Origin of the sequence: Ramlibacter pinisoli (assembly GCF_009758015.1) — a bacterium.
Classification (GTDB): Bacteria; Pseudomonadota; Gammaproteobacteria; order Burkholderiales; family Burkholderiaceae_C; genus Ramlibacter; species Ramlibacter pinisoli.
Genome location: NZ_WSEL01000009.1, coordinates 530,812 through 549,960, shown reverse-complemented (window position 1 = coordinate 549,960; position 19,149 = coordinate 530,812). Strand labels below are relative to the sequence as shown.

Genomic DNA, 19,149 nt, shown 5'->3' with positions numbered 1-19,149 from the left:
TGCCCATCGCCGGCAGGGGCGGCGACTGCTACATTGGTACGTTTGCATGCAATCGTCCGCCGTTCGTTTCGGTCCCTGAAGTTCATGGCAGCCAAGCCCCTCTACACGGTCATCGCAGTCGCCGGCATCGCCGCGGCCTCCACCGCCGCCTGGTGGTACCAGCACAAGGCGCCGGCCGCGGCACCGCCCGCGACCACCGGCAGCCCCGCGGCGGCCGCGCCGGCCGGTGGCGCCAGCGGCCCGACCCGGCCCCCGGTGGTGGAGGTGGGGCGCGTGGAGGTCATGCGCCTGACCGACGACGCGCAGACCGTCGGCAGCCTGCGCTCGCGCCAGAGCGTGGTGCTGCGCCCCGAGATCAGCGGCCGCGTCACCCAGATCAATTTCCGCGACGGCGAGCGGGTGCGCAAGGGCCAGCTGCTGGTGCAACTGGACGACCAGCTGCCGCTGGCGGTGGTGCAGCAGATGCGGGCCGAGCTGTCGATCGCGCGGGCCAACCACAAGCGCAACCAGGACCTGGTGGCGCAGTCGTTCATCAGCCAGCGCAGCGTCGACGAGAGCTCGGCCAACCTGCAGGTTGCCGAGGCCAAGCTGGCGCTGGCCGAAGCCACCGCCGCACGGCTGCGCATCGTGGCGCCCTTCGACGGCATCGCGGGCATCCGCAGCATCAACATCGGCGACTACCTCAAGGACGGCGCCGACATCGTCAACCTGGAAGACCTGGACGCGGTGTACGTCGATTTCCGGCTGCCCGAGCGGTTCCAGACCAAGATCAAGCCGGGCCAGCCGGCGCTGGTGCAGGCCGACGCCGTGCCGGGCCGCAAGTGGACCGCGCAGGTGCAGGCCGTCGATCCGCTGGTCGATGCCAACGGTCGCTCGGTCGGCATCCGCGGCTGCATCGACAACCGCCAGCTGGAGCTGCGCCCGGGCATGTTCGCGCGCGTGACGGCCGTGTTCGGCGAGCGTGCCAACGCGATGGTGGTGCCCGAGGAGGCCATCGTGCCGCAGGGCAGCCGCCAGTTCGTCATCCGGCTGGTCGACGGCCCCGACCAGGACAGCAAGACGGCCCAGCGCGTCGAGGTCAAGGTCGGCCTGCGCCGCCCCGGCCGGGTCGAGATCATCGAGGGCCTGCAGCCCGGTGACATGGTCGTCACCGCAGGCCAGCAACGGGTGCAGAAGGACGGCATGCCGGTCCGTGTCCTGGAGGTGAGTCGTGGCGGTGGCGCCGGTGGTGCCGGCGGTGCTCCGGCCGGTGGCGGCGCCCCTGCGGGCGGCGCGCCGACGGTGGGGCCGGCCGCGGCGGCCCCGGCGAACGGTCAGCCCGCCGACCCGGTGGCCATGCCCGTGGCAGCCTCGGGGGCGCGCCCGGCCCAGGTGCCCGTCGTCGACAAGGCGGCCAGGCCCGCTGCGCTCAACGGTCCCAATCCCTGCAACCTCGACGTCGCCCAGGGCGCCGCGCCCCGCAGCGCCCCGGCCGGCGGCTCCTCGGGTCGCCCGGCCCGCGGCGCCCGCGCCGCCCTCAACTGACGCCCGGAAGAAGATCTGCGATGCAGCTGCCCGAGATCTCCATCCGTCGCCCGGTGTTCGCGACCGTGCTGTCGCTGCTGGTGTTGCTGGTCGGCCTGGTCAGCTTCAACCGGCTCTCGGTGCGCGAGTACCCCAAGATCGACGAGCCCATCGTCACGGTCAGCGTCAAGTACGCCGGCGCCTCGGCCGAGGTCATCGAGTCGCAGGTGACCAAGCCGCTGGAGGATTCGATCGCCGGCATCGATGCGGTGGACGTCATCACCTCCATCAGCCGGGCCGAGCAGAGCCAGATCTCGGTGCGCTTCCGCCTCGAGAAGGACGCCGACGCGGCAGCGGCCGAGGTGCGCGACCGCACCTCGCGCGTGCGCAACCGGCTGCCCCAGGCCATCGACGAGCCGGTCATCGCCAAGGTCGAGGCCGATGCCTTCCCGGTCATCTGGCTGGCCTTCACCAGCGACACGCTCACCCCGCTGCAGATCAACGATCTGGTCAACCGCATCGTCAAGCCGCGCCTGCAGACCGTGACCGGCGTGGCCGACGTGCGCATCTACGGCGAACGCAAGTACGCGATGCGGGTCTGGCTCGACCCCGACAAGCTGGCCGGCTACCGACTCACCACGCAGGACGTCGAGGACGCCGTGCGCCGCAACAACCTCGAGGTGCCGGCCGGGCGCATCGAGTCGCAGCAGCGCGAGTTCAGCGTCACCTCGCAGACCGACCTGGTGCGGCCGGCGCAGTTCGCCGACATCGTCATCAAGAGCGTCAACGGCTTCCCGGTCAAGATCCGCGACGTCGCCACGGTGCAGGAGGCCGCCGCCGACGAGCGCACCTCGGCCCGCCTGAACAACCGCTACGCCATCTCGGCCGGCGTCATCCGCCAAGCCACGGCCAACCCGCTCACGCTGTCGCAGGGCGTGCGGGACATGATTCCCAAGCTGAAGCTGGACCTGCCGCCGGACATCATGATCGATGTCGCCAACGACAACTCGCTGTTCATCGACCGGTCGGTGAAGAACGTGTACCACACGATCGGCGAGGCGGTGGTGCTGGTGGCGCTGGTCATCTTCGTGTTCCTGCGCACCGTGCGTGCGTCCATCATCCCCATCGTCACCATCCCGGTCAGCCTGATCGGCGCCTTCGCGATGATGGCGCTGGCCGGCTTCACCATCAACACGCTGACCCTGCTGGCCCTGGTGCTGGCCATCGGCCTGGTGGTCGACGATGCCATCGTGATGCTGGAGAACATCTTCCGGCACATCGAGGAGGGGCTCGATCCGTTCTCGGCCGCCATCAAGGGCGCGCGCGAGATCGGCTTCGCGGTGATCACCATGACCTTCACGCTGGTGGCCGTGTACGCGCCGCTGGCGTTCACGCCCGGGCGCACCGGCCGCCTGTTCGTCGAGTTCGCGCTGGCGCTGGCCGGGGCGGTGCTGGTGTCGGGCTTCGTCGCCCTGACGCTCACGCCCATGATGTGTTCGCAGCTGCTGCGCCACAACCCCAAGCCGAACTGGTTCGACCGCGGGATGGAACGCGCGCTGACGCGCCTGGCGGCCGCCTACGGCAGGGCGCTGCGCTGGGTGCTCACCGCCCGCGCCAGCGGCGGGCGCGGGGCCACCGGCAGGCTGCTGCAGGCGCGCTGGATCGTCATCGGCGTGATGCTCGCCAGCGCGCTGGCCATCGCCCTGGTGTGGCCGACGATGAAGTCCGAGCTGTCACCGCTGGAGGACCGCGGCACCATCCTGGCCAACATCAACGCCCCCGACGGCGCCACGCTCGACTACACCGACCGCTATGCGCGCGCGCTGGAGCGCATGGGGCAGCAGTACCCCGAGTTCGACCGCATCTTCGCCAACATCGGCAACCCCACGGTGTCGCAGGGCAGCGTGGTCTACCGGGCGGTCGACTGGGAGGACCGCAAGAAGACCACGCTCGAGATCGCGCGCGAAATGGCGCCCCGGGTGGGTGGCCTGCCCGGCATCAACGCCTTCATCATCACGCCGCCCTCGCTCGGCCAGGGCTTTCGCGACCGGCCGGTGAACTTCGTCATCCAGACCTCCGACAGCTACGAGAACCTGGCCCGGGTCGTGCGGCAGATGCAGGACGAGATCGCCAAGAACCCGGGCATCCAGGGCGTCGACGTCGACCTGCGCCTGAACAAGCCCGAGCTGCGCATCGTGGTCGACCGCGAGAAGGCGGCCGACATGGGCGTGGGGGTCGACGTGGTGGCGCGCGCGATGGAAACCCAGCTGGGCGGGCGCCAGGTCACGCGCTACAAGCGCGACGCCGAACAGTACGACGTGATCGTCCAGAACCGCGCCAGCGGCCGCACCACGCCGGAGGACATCGACAGCATCTACGTGCGCGGCCGCAACGACACCATGATCCCGCTGTCGGCGCTGGTGAAGGTGAACGAGAGCGTCAGCCCGCGGGAACTCAACCACTTCGGGCAGCGCCGCTCGGCCACGATCACCGCCAACCTCTCACCCGACTACTCCCTGGGCCAGGCCCTGCGGTTCATGAACGACACCGCGGCCAAGGTGCTCAAGCCCGGCTACACCACCGACCTGAACGGCACCTCGCGCGAGTTCCGCAACTCGCAGGGCGCGCTGGCCATCGTGTTCGTGCTGGCCCTGCTGTTCATCTTCCTGGTGCTGGCGGCCCAGTTCGAGAGCTTCGTCGACCCGCTGGTGATCATGCTGTCGGTGCCGCTGTCGATGATCGGCGCGCTGCTGGCGCTCAAGTGGTCGGGCGGCTCGCTCAACGTCTACTCGCAGATCGGCCTGATCACGCTGGTGGGCCTGATCACCAAGCACGGCATCCTGATCGTCGAGTTCTCCAACCAGTTGCGCGAGCAAGGCAAGGAGCTGATCGAGGCCGTCGTCGAGGCGGCCACGCTGCGCCTGCGCCCCATCCTCATGACCACCGGTGCCATGGTGCTGGGTGCGATCCCGCTCGCGCTGGCCACCGGCGCCGGTGCCGAGAGCCGCATCCAGATCGGCTGGGTCATCGTGGGCGGGATGTCGCTGGGCACGCTGCTGACGGTGTTCGTGGTGCCCACCATGTACCTGCTGTTCGCGCGCCGCTCGGTGCCGGGAGCCAACAAGGCGGTGGCCAAGGATGAGCTGGTTCATCCGGTCCCCGGCGAGCTCATCGCCAAGTAGCCGATCCGCGCCGCCTTCGCGGCGCCGCGGCTGTGCCACGGAAGTGTCCAATCCGTCCGACAGGTGACGCGCTGCCTGCCGACATGGCGTCGCGCCGGGCGCTGACCGGATGGCTCTGCCATATGTCCGCACCATGGCGGCCATGAAGATCATCCGTTTCATCCACCTGACGTTCTCGCAGGCGTTCTACGGCTGGGCTCTGCGCGAGATCGACCCGATGCACCCCGACCTGCCCAAGCTGGTCATGAAGCGCCAGGAACTGGCGGACGAGGCGAGGCGAATGTTCGCCTGAGGTGCCGTGGCACCCTTGGCTGGACGCGAGCGGCCCTAGACCACGCCCTCGAACACCATGACGTCGACCTCGTCGCCCACGGCCACGTTCCCCTGGGCGTGGTGCAGCACGATGAGGCCGTTGGCCTGCACCATGGAGCTGAGCACCCCGGAGCCCTGGTTGCCGGTGGTGCGCACCTGCAGCGTGCCGTCGGGCGCGGCGCTGACGATGCCGCGCTGGTATTCGGTGCGGCCCGGCTTCTTGCGCAGGGGCTCGAGGCTGTGCGCCCGCAGCAAAGGTGGCGGGGACGTGTCGCGGCAGCCCATCATGCGCAGCAGGGCGGGTCGGACGAAGGCCAGGAACGTGACCATCACCGCGACCGGATTGCCCGGCAGGCCGAACAGGACGGAGCCGCCGATGCGGCCCACGGCCATGGGCCGGCCCGGCCGCATGGCGATCTTCCAGAACGCGACGTCGCCCAGTTGCTTCATCATGGCCTTGGTGAAGTCGGCCTCGCCGACGCTCACTCCGCCGCTGGTGATGACCGCATCGGCCTGCGCGGCAGCGGTGCGGAAAGCCTGCTCCAGCAAGGCCGGCTCGTCGCGCACCACGCCCAGGTCGACCACCTCGCAGCCGAGCCGCTGCAGCAGGCCGCGCACCGTGTAGCGGTTGCTGTCGAAGACCGCCCCTTCGCGCGGCGCCTCGCCGAGGCTGAGGATCTCGTTGCCGGTGGAGAAGTAGGCCACCCGCAGCCGGCGCGCGACACGGACGGTGGGCAGGCCCAGGCTGGCCAGCAGCCCGCAGGCGGCGGGGCCGAGGCGCTCGCCGCGCAACAGGGCCGGCCGGCCGGCCATCAGGTCCTCGCCGGCCAGGCGTCGGTTGTCCCCGCGCCGCAGCACGCCGGCGGGAATCTCGACGCGGCCGTCGGCCGCCGGCCGGGTGAACTCCTGCGGCACCACGGTGTCCAGGCCGGGCGGCAGGATGGCGCCGGTCATGATCTTGAGGCACTGGCCGGCACCGACCGTGCCCTGCCAGGCAGCGCCGGCCAGCGCGGTGCCGACCACCTGCAGCTGCAGCGGCGCATCGGCTGCCAGCTGCGCGCCGTCGAAGGCGTAGCCGTCCATGGCGCTGTTGTCGTGCGGCGGGACGCTGAACGGCGAGACCACGTCGGCGGCCAGCACGCGCCCCAGCGCATCGACCAGGGCCACGTCCTCGGCGCCGCTGACCGGTTCGGCCAGGCGATCGAGGAAGGCATTGACCGCGGCGGCCGGCAAGGCCTGCGGGTCGTAGCCTTGCAGCTCGGCCGCGATCTGGTCCAGCGTCTTCACCGCCCCTCCAGGATCCGCAGCTCGGCCAGGGTGTTGGCGTTGAAGAAGGCGCGCGGGTCGTCACCCGGGGCGTCGAAGGGGACCGTCACCGTGTGGTGCTGCGCCGTCCAGGCGTCGATCTTGCGGCCGCCCTCGTGGGTGAAGCGGACCAGGCTTTCCAGCAGCTCGCGGCGCAGCAGGCAGAACACCGGCTGGGTGCGCAGCTGCCCGTCCTGCTCGGGGCCGCTCGCCATCGCGATCTCGGCGTCGTGGGCGTCGGCAGCCTGGGCCAGCCGCGCCACCAGGTCGACCGGGAACAGCGGCGTGTCGCAGGGGACGGTGACCAGCCAGGGCGTGGCGCATTGCTCCAGCCCGGCCAGGAAGCCGGCCAGCGGGCCCGCGAAGTCGGGCAGGGCGTCGGGCCAGACCGGGGCGCCGAACGACTCGTACGCCGCCAGGTTGCGGTTGGCGTTGACCAGGAGGTCGCCTACCTGCGGCTGCAGGCGCAGCAGCGTGTGCAGGGCCAGCGGCACGCCGTTGAAGTTCTGCAGGCCCTTGTCGACCCCGCCCATGCGGGAGCCGCGGCCGCCGGCCAGCACGAGGCCGGTGATGTCGTCACTGATGGGCATTCAGCCGCCGATGTAGCTCATTTCGACACGGCGGCGGCCGCCGCCGGCGTCGGGCGGCAGTTGGCCGCGCAGTTCGGAATAGCGATCGCCGCGGTCCTGCCAGATGTGGCCGATGGCCGAGGCCAGGTCGGCGTCGGAGGCGCCGCCGCGCAGCAGGCCACGCAGGTCGTGGCCCTGGGTGGCGAACAGGCACAGGTACAGCTGCCCTTCAGTGGACAGGCGGGCCCGGTTGCAGCTGGCGCAGAAGGCCTGGGTGACGCTGCTGATGACGCCCACCTCGCCGGCGCCGTCGCGGTAGGCCCAGCGCCCGGCGGTCTCGCCGGGGGCGGTGGCATCCAGCGCCTGCAGCGGGAACTCGGCATCCAGGCGGCGCACAATCTCGGCCGACGGCAGCACCTGGTCCATCTTCCAGCCATTGGTCGCGCCCACGTCCATGTACTCGATGAAGCGCAACACGATGCCGGTGCCGCGGAAATGGCGTGCCATCGGCAGGATCTCGTGTTCATTGGTGCCGCGCTGCACGACCATGTTGACCTTCACCGGGCCCAGCCCGGCCTCGCGCGCGGCCTGGATGCCGTCGAGGACCTGGGCGACCGGGAAGTCGACGTCGTTCATGCTTCGGAACACGGCATCGTCGAGCCCGTCGAGGCTGACCGTGACGCGCTGCAGGCCAGCGTCCTTCAGGGCCCGGGCCTTGCGCGCCAGCAGCGACCCGTTGGTGGTGAGCGCCAGTTCCACCGGCTCGCCGTCCACCGTGCGCAGTTGGGCGAGTTGCGCCACCAGGATCTCGATGTTCTTGCGCAGCAGCGGTTCCCCGCCGGTGAGCCGGATCTTGTGCACCCCGTGGGCGACGAACTGCCGCGCCAGGCGGGTGATCTCCTCGAAGCTCAGCAGGTCCGCATGCGGCAGGTACGGGTAGTCCTTGGTGAAGACTTCCTTGGGCATGCAATAGCTGCAGCGGAAGTTGCAGCGGTCGGTGACGCTGATGCGCAGGTCGCGCAGCGGCCGCGCCAGCGTGTCGCGCAACTGCCCGGTGGCGGCCACGGGGGTGGCGGGCAGGCGGGCAGCCAGCGCGGCACCGCGCTGGTCGACGAGGGGGATCACGCGCTCGGCCATCAACCGTGGATTGTGCCGCAGCGGCGCCGGCGGACCGGCCTGCGGCGCGGCCGGCCGCAGGGGCACCGCGGTCTTGCCGGGGTCAGACGCAGCGCGCGCCGTCGACCTCGATGCAGACGCCCGAGATGAACGCCGCCTCGTCGCTGGCGAGGTACAGCGCGGCATTGGCCACGTCGAGCGCGGTGGAGAAGCGGCCGAGCGGGATGGTGGCGCGGAACCTGGCCTTGCGCTCCTCGTCGACCGGGCCGCCGGCGAACTCGGCCGACAGGCCGGTGTCGGGGTTGAACACCGGGTTGATGCAGTTCACGCGGATGTTGTCGGGGCCGAACTCGGCGGCCAGCGACTTGCTGGTGGTGATGACCGCGCCCTTGGAACCGTTGTACCAGGTGAGGCCGGGCCGCGGCCGCACGCCGGCGGTGGAGGCGATGTTGATGAAGCTGCCGCCCTTGTTGGCGCGGAAGGCCGGCACCGCATGGATGGTCGACAGGTAGATGCTCTTCATGTTGATGGCATACACCTTGTCGAACTCGTCCTCGCTCACTTCCAGCGCGGGGCGGTTGCGGTGGGTCCAGCCGGCGTTGTTCACCATGGCGTCGAGCTTGCCGTGGCGGTCGACGGCGGCCTGCACCAGCGCCTTCACGTCGGCTGACCTGGTGACGTCGGCGCGGAAGAACGATGCCTGGCCACCGGCGGCTCGAATGGCGGCGACCACTTTCTCGCCGAGGTCGGCATTGAGGTCGTTCACGATGACCCTGGCGCCTTCCTGCGCCAGCCGCCTGGCGATGCCTTCCCCGATGCCCTGGGCGGCGCCGGTGACGATGATGGATTTGTCCTGGACTCGCATGTGTGTGTCTCCTGTTCCCGTTCGGTCGTCAGCCGTGCCGGATGGCCACGGTCTTGAGGGTGGTGAAGCCGTACAGCGCCTCGAAGCCCTTCTCGCGGCCGTAGCCGGAGGACTTGACGCCGCCGAACGGCAGTTCGACGCCGCCGCCGGCGCCGTAGTTGTTGATGAACACCTGGCCGCTCTTGACGCGCCGGGCCATGCGCAGCTGGCGCCCGCCGTCGCGCGTCCAGATGCCGGCCACCAGGCCGAACTGGGTGGCGTTGGCCAGTTGCACGGCCTCGTCCTCGTTCTGGAAGGGCATCGCGGCCAGCACGGGGCCGAACACCTCCTCCTGCGCCAGCCGGTGCGTGACCGGCACGTCACGCAGCAGGGTGGGGGCCTGGTAGTACCCGGTGTCGGGCGCCTCGTCGACGATCTGGCCCTGGGCCACCATGGGGATGGCGGCGACCTGGGCATCGGACAGGAAATCCCAGACGCGCTGCTGCTGGCTGGCCCGGATCAGGGGGCCGACGTCGAGGTCCATCGCGGCGGGGCCCACGCGCAGGTTGGCGAACAGGCCGCCCAGCCGGTCGAGCAGGGGCTCGTAGATCGATTGCTGCACCAGCAGGCGCGAGCCGGCCGAGCAGGTCTGGCCGGCGTTCTGCACGATGGCGTTGATCACCATCGGCAGCGCGGCGTCGAGGTCGGCGTCGTCGAACAGGATCTGCGGGCTCTTGCCGCCCAGCTCCAGCGTCACCGGGCAGTGCCGCTCGGCCGCCACCTGCTGGATCAGCGTGCCGACGCGGGGACTGCCGGTGAAGCTGATGTGGTCGATGTCGGGGTGCCGAGCCAGTGCGTCGCCGACCTCGTGCCCGAAGCCGGTGACGATGTTGATGGCCCCGGCCGGGAAGCCGACCTCCGCCGCGAGCTGCGCGACCCGCAGCAGGGACAGGCAGGCGTCTTCCGAGGGCTTGACCACGCAGACGTTGCCGGCCGCCAGGGCGCCGCCGACGCTGCGGCCGAAGATCTGCATCGGGTAGTTCCAGGGGATCACGTGCCCGGTGACGCCGTGCGGCTCGCGCCAGGTGAGGACGCTGTAGCCGTCCAGGTAGGGGATGGTGTCGCCGTGCAGCTTGTCGCAGGCGCCGGCATAGAACTCGAAGTAGCGCACCAGGGCCAGGGCATCGGCGCGGGCCTGCTTGGTGGGCTTGCCGCAGTCACGCTGCTCGATCGCGGCCAGTTCCTCTGCATGCTCGGCCACCTTGGCCGACAGGCGCATCAGCAGGCGACCGCGCTCGGCGCCACTGAGCTTGCTCCAGACCCCGTCGTAGCACTGGCGCGCGGCCTTGACCGCGGCGTCGATGTCTTCGGGGCCGCCGCGCTGGAGTTCGTCGAACGGCTGGCCGTCGGACGGATCGATCACGGGGATGGTGCGGCCCGACGCCGAGCGCTGGCCGCTGTTGCCGATGTAGTGGAGTTGCATCCCGCGATTTTGCGACATGCCGCTGTGCAAGGAGCAAGGCGCCCGCGGCGGGGCGCTGCGCGGGTCAGCGGCCGACCGGGATGTACGCGTGCCGGTGCTCGGCCAGCCAGCGCTCGGCGGCCGCACCGTCGTGCCGGGACGGGTGGAAGTCGGGGTGCAGGTAGTCCTTCCAGGGCCGGAACGTCTGGCGCACCAGCCCGCGCCGCCCGAACAGGTAGGACGCCGCACTCTTCCAGGTGCTCCAGCGCCACAGCGTCCCGTCGTGGCGCAGGTTGCGCGCGGTCTGCAGCAGGGTTTCGGACAGGAAGGTGACGGTGATGCGCCGGAACCAGCGCACCCGCCATTCGTGGCTGCCGCCCAGGGCCTGGTACAGGTCGAAGGCGGTGTTCTTGTGCTCGGATTCCTCGGCGCTGTGCCACAGCCAGAGCGTGGCCAGGCGCGGGTCGCGGTCCCCCAGCAGGTCGGGGTTGCGCAGCATCCAGTCGGCGAAGATGGCCGTGAAGTGCTCGTTGGCAGCCGTGATCGCCAGCCAGTGACGCACGTCCACTCCCTGCATCAGCTGCAACCGCTGGCGCGCCCGCACCTCCCAGTGGTTGACGAACCCGCGGCGGGCGAGGTGCTGGTTGTACAGGTCGTGCAGCCGGCGGTGCGTGGCTTCCTGGCCGATGAAGCCCTGCACCTCGGACTGGAAGTGCGCCTGCTGGTCGGGCGGCAACGCCTTGAAGCCGTCACGGACCGAGTCGATGAAGAACTGCTCGCCGAGCGGAAAGCTCATCGAGAGGGCATCGAAGAACGCGGTGCGGAACGCGTCCCCGGCGCACCAGTGGCGCTCGATGGGCTGTTCCATGTCGACGAGCAGGCGGCGGACGACGAGGTCTGTCATGTGGGAGATGGTGGTGGTACTGGGTCGTACCGAGCCCGGGATGATGGCGCGGGCCGCTTGGTACTGTCAAGTACCAGTTCGTGCCACGCCGACAATGGCGCATGGCCGTGCCCCTTCCGTCCCTCCCGTCCGAGCACCGCAGCCGCCTCTTGGAAGGCATGGCGCACGCCGTCGCGCGCAACGGCTATGCCGCGACCACCATCGCCGACATCGTGGGCGAGGCCAGTGTTTCGCGCCGCACGTTCTACGAGCACTTCGAAGGCAAGGCGGAATGCCTGGTCGCCCTGTTCGAGGCGGCCAGCCACAACGCGCTGAAAGTCCTGCGCGATGCCATCGATCCCGCGCACCCCTGGCCGACGCAGGTGGAGCGCGCGCTGGCCGCCTACCTGCAGGCGATGGCCGCCAATCCGGTGCTGCTGCGCACCCTGTACATCGAGATCCTGGGCCTTGGTCCGGCAGGGCTGGCGGCGCGGCGGCGCGTCAACCGCGAAATTGCCGCCCTGGTGCTGGACGTGGTGAACGGCGCCGACCGCAAGGGACCGCCCTTGTCCGGGCAGATGGCCATGGTGGTGGTGGGCGGCATCAACGAACTGGTGCTCGAGTGCATCGAGCACGACCGGGTCGACCGCCTGGGCGACCTGGTGGCGCCGGCCGCGCAGCTGGTGCGCGCGGTCGCGGCCGAGCACCCATGAAAAAGGCCCGCCGGAGCGGGCCCTGCGGGCGCGGGAGGGGCGCCGTTACTTGCTGGCCGAAGCTACCGGCGCGGTGATCGCGGCGGGCGGGTTCTCGCCCTTGGACGGCGTTTCGCCGGCATGGAACTTCACCACCAGCGGCACGATGAGCAGCGCCACGATGTTGATGATCTTGATCAGCGGGTTGACGGCCGGGCCGGCGGTGTCCTTGTAGGGGTCGCCCACGGTGTCGCCGGTGACGGCTGCCTTGTGCGCCTCCGAGCCCTTGCCGCCGTGGTTGCCGTCCTCGATGTACTTCTTGGCGTTGTCCCACGCGCCGCCGCCCGTGCACATGGAGATGGCGACGAACAGGCCTGTGACGATGGTGCCCATCAGCAGGCCGCCCAGCGCCTTGGGGCCCAGCAGCAGGCCCACCAGCACGGGCACGACGACCGGCAGCAGCGACGGAATGATCATTTCCTTGATCGCGGCGCTGGTGAGCATGTCCACGGCCGTGCCGTAGTCGGGCTTGGCCGTGCCTTCCATGATTCCGCGGATGGTCTGGAACTGGCGACGCACCTCCACCACCACCGAGCCGGCGGCGCGGCCGACCGCTTCCATGGCCATGGCGCCGAACAGGTAGGGGATGAGGCCACCGATGAACAGGCCCACGATGACCATCGGGTCGGACAGGTCGAAGCTGATCGCGCGACCGTAGCCCTCGAGCTTGTGGGTGTAGTCGGCGAACAGCACCAGCGCGGCCAGGCCGGCGGAGCCGATGGCGTAGCCCTTGGTCACGGCCTTGGTGGTGTTGCCCACCGCGTCCAGCGGATCGGTGATGTCGCGCACCGACGAGGGCAGCTCGGCCATTTCGGCGATGCCGCCGGCGTTGTCGGTGATGGGGCCGTAGGCGTCCAGTGCCACCACGATGCCGGCCATGCTGAGCATGGAGGTCGCGGCGACGGCGATGCCGTACAGGCCGGCCAGCTGGTAGGACACGATGATGGCGGCACAGACGAACAGCACCGGCCAGGCGGTGGAGCGCATGGAGACGCCCAGGCCCGCAATGATGTTGGTGCCGTGGCCGGTGGTGGAGGCCTGCGCGATGTGGCGCACCGGCGAGTACTGCGTGCCGGTGTAGAACTCGGTGATCCAGACCAGGGCGCCGGTCAGCACGAGGCCGACGGCACAGGCGCCGAACAGGCGCAGCTGCGTGCCGCTGGCCGTCACAGCGTTGTCCGGCATCAGCCAGGTCGTGACGAAGTAGAACGCCACCAGCGACAACCCGCCGGCGATGGCCAGGCCCTTGTAGAGGGCGGGCATGACGTTCTTCATGCCGGGCGAGGCCTTGACGAAGGTGCAACCGATGATGGAGGCGATGATGGACACCGCGCCCAGCGCCAGCGGGTACATGACCGGGGCCGTCCCGGCGCTGGTCAGCAGCAGGGCGCCCAGCACCATGGTGGCGATCAGCGTGACGGCGTAGGTCTCGAACAGGTCGGCCGCCATGCCGGCGCAGTCGCCGACGTTGTCGCCCACGTTGTCGGCGATCACCGCCGGGTTGCGCGGGTCGTCTTCCGGAATGCCGGCCTCGACCTTGCCCACCAGGTCGGCGCCGACGTCGGCGCCCTTGGTGAAGATGCCGCCGCCCAGGCGCGCGAAGATGGAGATCAGCGAGGAGCCGAACGCGAAGCCGATCAGCGGGTTCAGCAGCGAGGCCAGCTTGACGCCGGGGTTCAGGTTGCCGTTGCCGGCCAGGAACCAGTAGAAGGCCGTGACACCCAGCAGCCCCAGTCCGACCACCAGCATGCCGGTGATGGCGCCGCCGCGGAAAGCGACGTCGAGCGCCGGCCCGATGCCGCGGGTGGCGGCCTGCGCGGTGCGCACGTTGGCGCGCACCGAGACGTTCATGCCGATGAAGCCACAGGCGCCCGACAGCACGGCACCGATGACGAAGCCGATGGCAGTCTGCCCGTCGAGGAAGATGCCGATGAGGATGGCCAGGATGACGCCGACCAGAGCGATGGTCTTGTACTGCCGCGCCAGGTAGGCGGCCGCGCCGGTCTGGATGGCGGCCGCGATCTCCTGCATGCGCGGGTTGCCGGCGTCCTGCGAGAGGATCCAGCTGCGTGCCCAGAACCCGTAAGCCACCGCGGCCAGGCCGCAGACGAGCGCCAGGATCAGCGCCGAGTTGCCAGTCATTTCTTCGATCTCCTACACATTGCTTTGCTTGGAGGAGGCGCCACGCAAGCGGAGCCCCCGCTGCGTTGCTTCCTCGCGGCACTCCACGGCGGAGACCCGATTGGCCAACGCGCGGACTATACGGGAAGGAATGTGGCAGGCCTATGTCGAGTTGCGGGCAAGCAAGCCCCGCGAAAGTAAAATCAGGGTTAATCCCGAGTGTTCCCCACCATCCCAGGCAGTTCCCCATGTCCCTCGACAACGTCACCCCCGGCAAGAATGTTCCCGAATCGTTCAACGTGATCATCGAGATCCCGATGAACGCCGACCCCGTCAAGTACGAGGTCGACAAGGAAACTGGCGCCATCTTCGTGGACCGCTTCATGAGCACGTCCATGCACTACCCGACCAACTACGGCTATGTGCCGCGCACCATCAGCGGTGACGGCGACCCGGTCGACGTGCTCGTGATCACGCCGGTGCCCCTGATCCCGGGCGTGGTGGTCAACTGCCGTCCGATCGGCATCCTGAAGATGCAGGACGAGGCCGGCGACGACGCCAAGGTACTCGCCGTTCCGGTCGACAAGGTGCTGGCGATCTACACCCAGTGGCAGAAGCCCGAGGACCTGAATCCGCTGCGCCTGAAGACCATCGCGCACTTCTTCGAGCACTACAAGGACCTCGAGCCCAACAAGTGGGTCAAGGTGCTCGGCTGGGAAGGCCCCGAGTCGGCTCGCCAGGAAGTGCTGGACGGGATCGCCAACTACCAGAAGGCGCACGGCGCGAAGGCCTGAGTCCCCTCGGTCGGCACGCATGAAGAAGGCCGGGTTCGCCCGGCCTTTTGCATGGCGAGAGTCGCTCAGGCTGGCTCGCGGCGGAACGGCGAGCGGTCCTGCAGGTGGTCCAGGTACTGGCCGATGCCGGCGCCCTCGCGCTCGAGGAACCGCTCGACGGCGTCGGCGAACGCCGGGTGCGCGAGCCAGTGCGCGCTGTGCGTCATCACGGGCATGAGGGCCCGGGCCATCTTGTGCTCGCCCTGGGCGCCACCCTCGAAGCGCGGGACGCCGTGCTCGATGCACCACTGGAGCGGCTGGTAATAGCAGGCCTCGAAGTGCAGGCAGTCGACGCGTTCGAGCGCGCCCCAGTAGCGGCCGTAGGCCACGTCCGGACGCCCGTCGGGGCCGTTGCCCAGGGCGATGAGGCTGCAGGCGATGTCCCGGCCCGCGCGCTGCGCGATGAACAGCAGCCAGTTGTCGGGCAGGTCCCGCGCCATGGTGCGGAAGAACGCCCGCTTCAGGTAGGGCGGGTTGCCGTGCTCGCGGTAGGTGCGTTCGTAGCAGCGGTAGAAGAAGTCCCAGTCGGCCTGCCGGATCTGCGCGCCGTGCAGTGCCCGGAAGGTGACGCCCGCCTCCTGCACCTTGCGCCGTTCCTGCCGGATCTTCTTGCGCTTGTCCTGCGCCAGGCTGGCCAGGAAGGCATCGAACGTGGGCCAGCCCTGGCTCATCCAGTGGAACTGGACAGTGTGCCGGGCCATCAGGCCCGCGGCCTCGCAGGCGCGCACGTCGGCGTCGGACAGGAACAGCAGGTGCAGCGACGACAGCTCCTGCTGCCGGCACAGCTGCACCAGCCCCTCGGCCAGCACGCGCCGCGCGTTGTCGTCGCGTGCCAGCAGGCGCGAGCCGGGCACCGGCGTGAACGGCACGGCGACCAGTCCCTTGGGGTAGTAGGCCAGTCCGTGCTGCTCGTGGGCGTTGGCCCAGGCCCAGTCGAACACGTACTCGCCGTAGGAATGGCTCTTGCCATACAGCGCGCAGGCCGCCAGCAGCGTCCCGCCGCGCCGCAGCGTCACGAAGCTGGACTGCCAGCCCGTCTCGGGCGTCGCGCTGCCGCTGTCCTGCAGGGCGCACAGGTACTCGTGGCGCATGAACGGCGTCGGCGCGTCCTGCTGCGCGAGCAGTTCGTTCCAGTCCCGCGCCGGGATCTCTGCCGGCGAGGCGTGCATGCGGATGACATAATCGTCCGGGTCGTTTTTCACTGCTGACAATGGCCCTTCACATCTGCATCGCCCAGCTCAACTTGGTAGTGGGCGACATGCCGGGCAACGCGCAGAAGATCATCGACGCCGCCCGCCACGCCTACGCGCAGGGCGCCCGTCTCGTCCTCACCCCGGAACTGTCGATCTGCGGCTATCCCGCCGAAGACCTGTTCCTGCGGCCGGCCTTCATCGCTGCCTGTGATGATGCCGTCAAAACGGTGGCCCGCGAGCTGGCGGGGTTGGAAGGCCTGCATGTGGTCGTCGGCCACCCCGTCGGGGGCGACGTGCGCAGCAAGTCGGTGCAGGTGCAGCGCCGGCTGAACATGGCCAGCGTCCTCAAGGAAGGTCGCGTGCTCGAGAGCTACGCCAAGCGCGAGCTGCCCAACTACCAGGTCTTCGACGAGCGCCGGTACTTCACGCCCGGGCGCGGCACCTGCGTGTTCGACGTCGAGGGCATCAACGTGGGTCTGCTGATCTGCGAGGACGCCTGGTTCGACGAACCGGCGGCGCTGGCGCGCGAGGCCGGGGCCGAGATACTGGTGGTGGTCAACGCGTCTCCCTTCCACGTCGGCAAGGGCGGTGAACGCGTCGCGCGCATGGCCGACCGGGCCCGCGCCGTGAACCTGCCTCTGGTGTACGCGCACCTGGTGGGCGGCCAGGACGAGGTGGTGTTCGACGGGGGCTCGTTCGCCCTCGCCGCCGACGGGGAACTGGCGGGACGCGCCCCGTCCTTTCGCGAGACCCTGTTCGACGTGACGGCCGACCGCACCGCCGGCGGTGTGACGCTCGCCTCCACCCTGGCGATGGCGCGCGAGCCCGAGGCCGATCTCTGGGACGCCCTGGTGCTGGGCGTGCGCGACTACATCGGCAAGAACGGCTTTCCCAGTGTGCTGCTGGGCCTGTCGGGCGGCATCGATTCGGCGCTGGTGCTGGCGATCGCGGTCGACGCCCTGGGCAAGGACAAGGTGCGCGCGGTGATGATGCCGTCGCCCTACACGGCCGACATCTCCTGGATCGACGCCCGCGACATGGCGGCGCGGCTGGGCGTGCGCTACGACGAGATCTCCATCGTGCCCCAGTTCGAGGCCTTCAAGGCCGCGCTCGCCGGCGAATTCCGGGGCCTGCCCGAGGACGCCACCGAGGAGAACATCCAGGCCCGCATCCGCGGCGTGCTGCTGATGGCCCTGTCGAACAAGTTTGGCAGCATCGTGCTGACCACCGGCAACAAGAGCGAGATGGCCACCGGCTACTGCACGCTGTACGGCGACATGGCGGGCGGGTTCGCCGTGATCAAGGACGTGCTCAAGACCTCGGTGTTCCGGCTGGCCCGCTGGCGCAACGCGAACGACCCGTACGGCACCGGCGCCAACCCCATTCCCGAGCGCATCATCACCCGGCCGCCCAGCGCGGAACTGCGGCCCGACCAGACCGACCAGGACAGCCTGCCGCCCTACGACGTGCTGGACGCCATCCTGGCGCGCTACATGGAGGACGACCAGGGCGTCGACGAGATCGTGGCCGAGGGTTTCGACCGCGCGGTGGTCGAGCGGGTGGCGCGCCTGGTGCGCATCAATGAATACAAGCGCCGCCAGGCGCCGGTGGGCATCCGGGTCAGCCACCGGGGCTTCGGCAAGGATTGGCGCTATCCTATTACCGGCAAGTTCAGAGCGTAGGGGACACAGAGCACATGAAGCAGATCACCGCCATCGTCAAACCGTTCAAGCTCGAGGAGGTGCGCGAGGCGCTCGCCGAGTGCGGCGTCACCGGGCTCACCGTCACCGAGGTCAAGGGCTTCGGCCGCCAGAAGGGCCACACCGAGCTCTATCGCGGGGCCGAGTACGTGGTCGACTTCCTGCCCAAGGTGAAGGTCGAGGTGGTGGTCAAGGACGACGACGTCGAACGCTGCGTCGACGGCATCGTGAAGGCGGCCCGCACCGGCAAGATCGGCGACGGCAAGATCTTCATCACCAGCATCGAACGCGTGGTGCGCATCCGCACCGGCGAGGCCGACGAGTCGGCCATCTGAGCCGACGGCCGCCGCAGCGCGGCCTCAGATCTGGCTGAAGTCCGACGGCGCGCCGGCGCCCAGGGAGGCATCGACGATGGCCTCGAGCAGTGCGGGCGCTTCGCTGCCCACCCGCACCAGGTCCATCTGCCAGTCGTTCATGAAGCCCTTGTTCACGCTTTCGCCGAGGAAGGCCAGCAGGGGCTGGTAGTAGCCCGCGGTGTCCAGGATGCCGACCGGCTTGTCGTGGTAGCCCAGCTGGCGCCACGTCCACACCTCGAAGAGCTCTTCCAGCGTGCCGATGCCGCCGGCCAGCGCCAGGAACGAGCCCGCCCGCTCGGCCATCATCCGCTTGCGGTCGTGCATGGTCTCGACGATGTGCAGCTCGGTCACGTCGCGCTTGGCCCACTCCTTGTCGACCAGCGCCTGCGGGATGATGCCCACGACGCTGCCGCCGGTCGCCATCGTGGCCTGCGCCACCGTGCCCATCAGGCCGTTGGTGCCGCCTCCGTACACCAGCTGGCCGCCGCGCTCGCCGATCCAGCGGCCGACCTCGCGGGCGGCCCGCACGTAGGGCTCGTCGACGCCGTTGCGCGAGCCGCAGTAGACGCAGACGGAAAAGGGCGGGGCGCTCATCCGGCGAACCTTTCGACGATGGCGGCGGTCCAGATGCCCAGCGCCAGCAGCAGGGCCAGCAGGACGGCGGCACTGCCCATGTCCTTCGCCCGCTTGGACAGGTCGTGCCACTCCGGCCCGATGCGGTCGACGACCGCCTCCAGGCCCGTGTTGAGCAGCTCGACGATCATCACCAGCAGGACCGAGCCAGCCAGCAGCGCGACCTGGACCCATCCGCGGCCGATCCAGAACGCCAGCGGCAGCAGGACCAGCGCTGCCATGGATTCCTGGCGGAAGGCGGTCTCGCCCCAGCCGGCGCGCAGCCCCTCCAGCGAATAGCCGGCCGCGTGCCAGACGCGGCTCAGGCCGGTTCGCAGCTTCTGCGGATTGGCGGGTGGCAGGGCATCGGGGCGGCTGGACATTCCCCGATTTTCCACGACTCGGG

General features: G+C 69.8%; 17 protein-coding genes. 7 read left to right on the top strand and 10 right to left on the bottom strand.

From position 1 onward, the window contains the following. Positions 1-84 precede the first annotated feature (84 nt). The 3 genes from GON04_RS17135 (at position 85) to GON04_RS17125 (ending at position 4,977) form a co-directional block, all read left to right on the top strand. Positions 85-1,524, top strand: coding sequence for an efflux RND transporter periplasmic adaptor subunit (locus GON04_RS17135; RefSeq protein ID WP_157399258.1), 1,440 nt, complete (start codon positions 85-87; stop codon positions 1,522-1,524). Between the two features lie 20 nt (positions 1,525-1,544). Then, a complete protein-coding gene (locus GON04_RS17130; protein WP_157399257.1) occupies positions 1,545-4,685 on the top strand; it encodes an efflux RND transporter permease subunit in 3,141 nt (1,046 codons plus the stop codon). Positions 4,686-4,827: 142 nt separating this feature from the next. Beyond that, positions 4,828-4,977 (top strand): hypothetical protein, encoded by a 150-nt coding sequence (locus GON04_RS17125; RefSeq protein ID WP_157399256.1) that lies wholly within the window; start codon positions 4,828-4,830, stop codon positions 4,975-4,977. A gap of 35 nt (positions 4,978-5,012) precedes the next feature. Here GON04_RS17125 and moeA read toward each other — a convergent pair whose 3' ends face one another. The 6 genes from moeA to GON04_RS17095 form a co-directional block, all read right to left on the bottom strand. Further along, a complete protein-coding gene (moeA, locus tag GON04_RS17120; protein ID WP_181653623.1) occupies positions 5,013-6,284 on the bottom strand; it encodes a molybdopterin molybdotransferase MoeA in 1,272 nt (423 codons plus the stop codon). Beyond that, positions 6,281-6,892 (bottom strand): molybdenum cofactor guanylyltransferase MobA, encoded by a 612-nt coding sequence (gene mobA / locus GON04_RS17115; protein ID WP_157399255.1) that lies wholly within the window; start codon positions 6,890-6,892, stop codon positions 6,281-6,283. Before mobA ends, moeA begins: the two co-directional genes overlap by 4 nt. Continuing rightward, on the bottom strand, positions 6,893-8,008 hold the full coding sequence (moaA, locus tag GON04_RS17110; RefSeq protein ID WP_157399254.1) for a GTP 3',8-cyclase MoaA: 1,116 nt from the start codon (positions 8,006-8,008) through the stop codon (positions 6,893-6,895). An 82-nt stretch (positions 8,009-8,090) separates the two neighbouring features. Then, a complete protein-coding gene (locus tag GON04_RS17105) occupies positions 8,091-8,852 on the bottom strand; it encodes an SDR family oxidoreductase (protein WP_157399253.1) in 762 nt (253 codons plus the stop codon). Between the two features lie 28 nt (positions 8,853-8,880). Beyond that, the gene (locus tag GON04_RS17100; RefSeq protein ID WP_157399252.1) at positions 8,881-10,314 is read right to left on the bottom strand and encodes an aldehyde dehydrogenase family protein; all 1,434 of its coding nucleotides are present in this window, start codon (positions 10,312-10,314) and stop codon (positions 8,881-8,883) included. A gap of 64 nt (positions 10,315-10,378) precedes the next feature. Then, positions 10,379-11,197 carry a metal-dependent hydrolase gene (locus GON04_RS17095; protein WP_157399251.1) on the bottom strand — a complete coding sequence of 273 codons (819 nt, stop codon included), beginning with the start codon at positions 11,195-11,197 and terminating at the stop codon, positions 10,379-10,381. 101 nt (positions 11,198-11,298) lie between these two features. Between GON04_RS17095 and GON04_RS17090 the strand changes: the two genes are divergently transcribed. After that, positions 11,299-11,889: a TetR/AcrR family transcriptional regulator gene (locus tag GON04_RS17090; RefSeq protein WP_181653622.1), complete on the top strand. Its 591-nt coding sequence runs from the start codon at positions 11,299-11,301 to the stop codon at positions 11,887-11,889. A gap of 45 nt (positions 11,890-11,934) precedes the next feature. On the opposite strand, the gene GON04_RS17085 is transcribed toward GON04_RS17090, so the two are convergent. Further along, positions 11,935-14,070, bottom strand: coding sequence for a sodium-translocating pyrophosphatase (locus tag GON04_RS17085; RefSeq protein WP_157399250.1), 2,136 nt, complete (start codon positions 14,068-14,070; stop codon positions 11,935-11,937). A gap of 227 nt (positions 14,071-14,297) precedes the next feature. Between GON04_RS17085 and ppa the strand changes: the two genes are divergently transcribed. Beyond that, positions 14,298-14,843: an inorganic diphosphatase gene (ppa, locus tag GON04_RS17080; RefSeq protein ID WP_157399249.1), complete on the top strand. Its 546-nt coding sequence runs from the start codon at positions 14,298-14,300 to the stop codon at positions 14,841-14,843. A gap of 65 nt (positions 14,844-14,908) precedes the next feature. Here the strand turns inward: ppa and GON04_RS17075 are convergent, their stop codons facing one another. Beyond that, positions 14,909-16,051, bottom strand: a complete 1,143-nt coding sequence (locus GON04_RS17075) for a GNAT family N-acetyltransferase (protein ID WP_157400730.1) — start codon at positions 16,049-16,051, stop codon at positions 14,909-14,911. A gap of 41 nt (positions 16,052-16,092) precedes the next feature. Here GON04_RS17075 and GON04_RS17070 point away from each other — a divergent pair, with 41 nt between their 5' ends. Both GON04_RS17070 and GON04_RS17065 read left to right on the top strand, forming a co-directional pair. After that, a complete protein-coding gene (locus tag GON04_RS17070; RefSeq protein ID WP_157399248.1) occupies positions 16,093-17,757 on the top strand; it encodes an NAD+ synthase in 1,665 nt (554 codons plus the stop codon). A 14-nt stretch (positions 17,758-17,771) separates the two neighbouring features. Next, positions 17,772-18,110: a P-II family nitrogen regulator gene (locus GON04_RS17065; RefSeq protein WP_157399247.1), complete on the top strand. Its 339-nt coding sequence runs from the start codon at positions 17,772-17,774 to the stop codon at positions 18,108-18,110. A 24-nt stretch (positions 18,111-18,134) separates the two neighbouring features. On the opposite strand, the gene GON04_RS17060 is transcribed toward GON04_RS17065, so the two are convergent. Together GON04_RS17060 and GON04_RS17055 are read right to left on the bottom strand one after the other, a co-directional pair. Continuing rightward, positions 18,135-18,725, bottom strand: a complete 591-nt coding sequence (locus tag GON04_RS17060; protein ID WP_157399246.1) for an LOG family protein — start codon at positions 18,723-18,725, stop codon at positions 18,135-18,137. Further along, the gene (locus GON04_RS17055) at positions 18,722-19,126 is read right to left on the bottom strand and encodes a diacylglycerol kinase (protein WP_157399245.1); all 405 of its coding nucleotides are present in this window, start codon (positions 19,124-19,126) and stop codon (positions 18,722-18,724) included. Before GON04_RS17055 ends, GON04_RS17060 begins: the two co-directional genes overlap by 4 nt. Positions 19,127-19,149 lie beyond the last annotated feature (23 nt).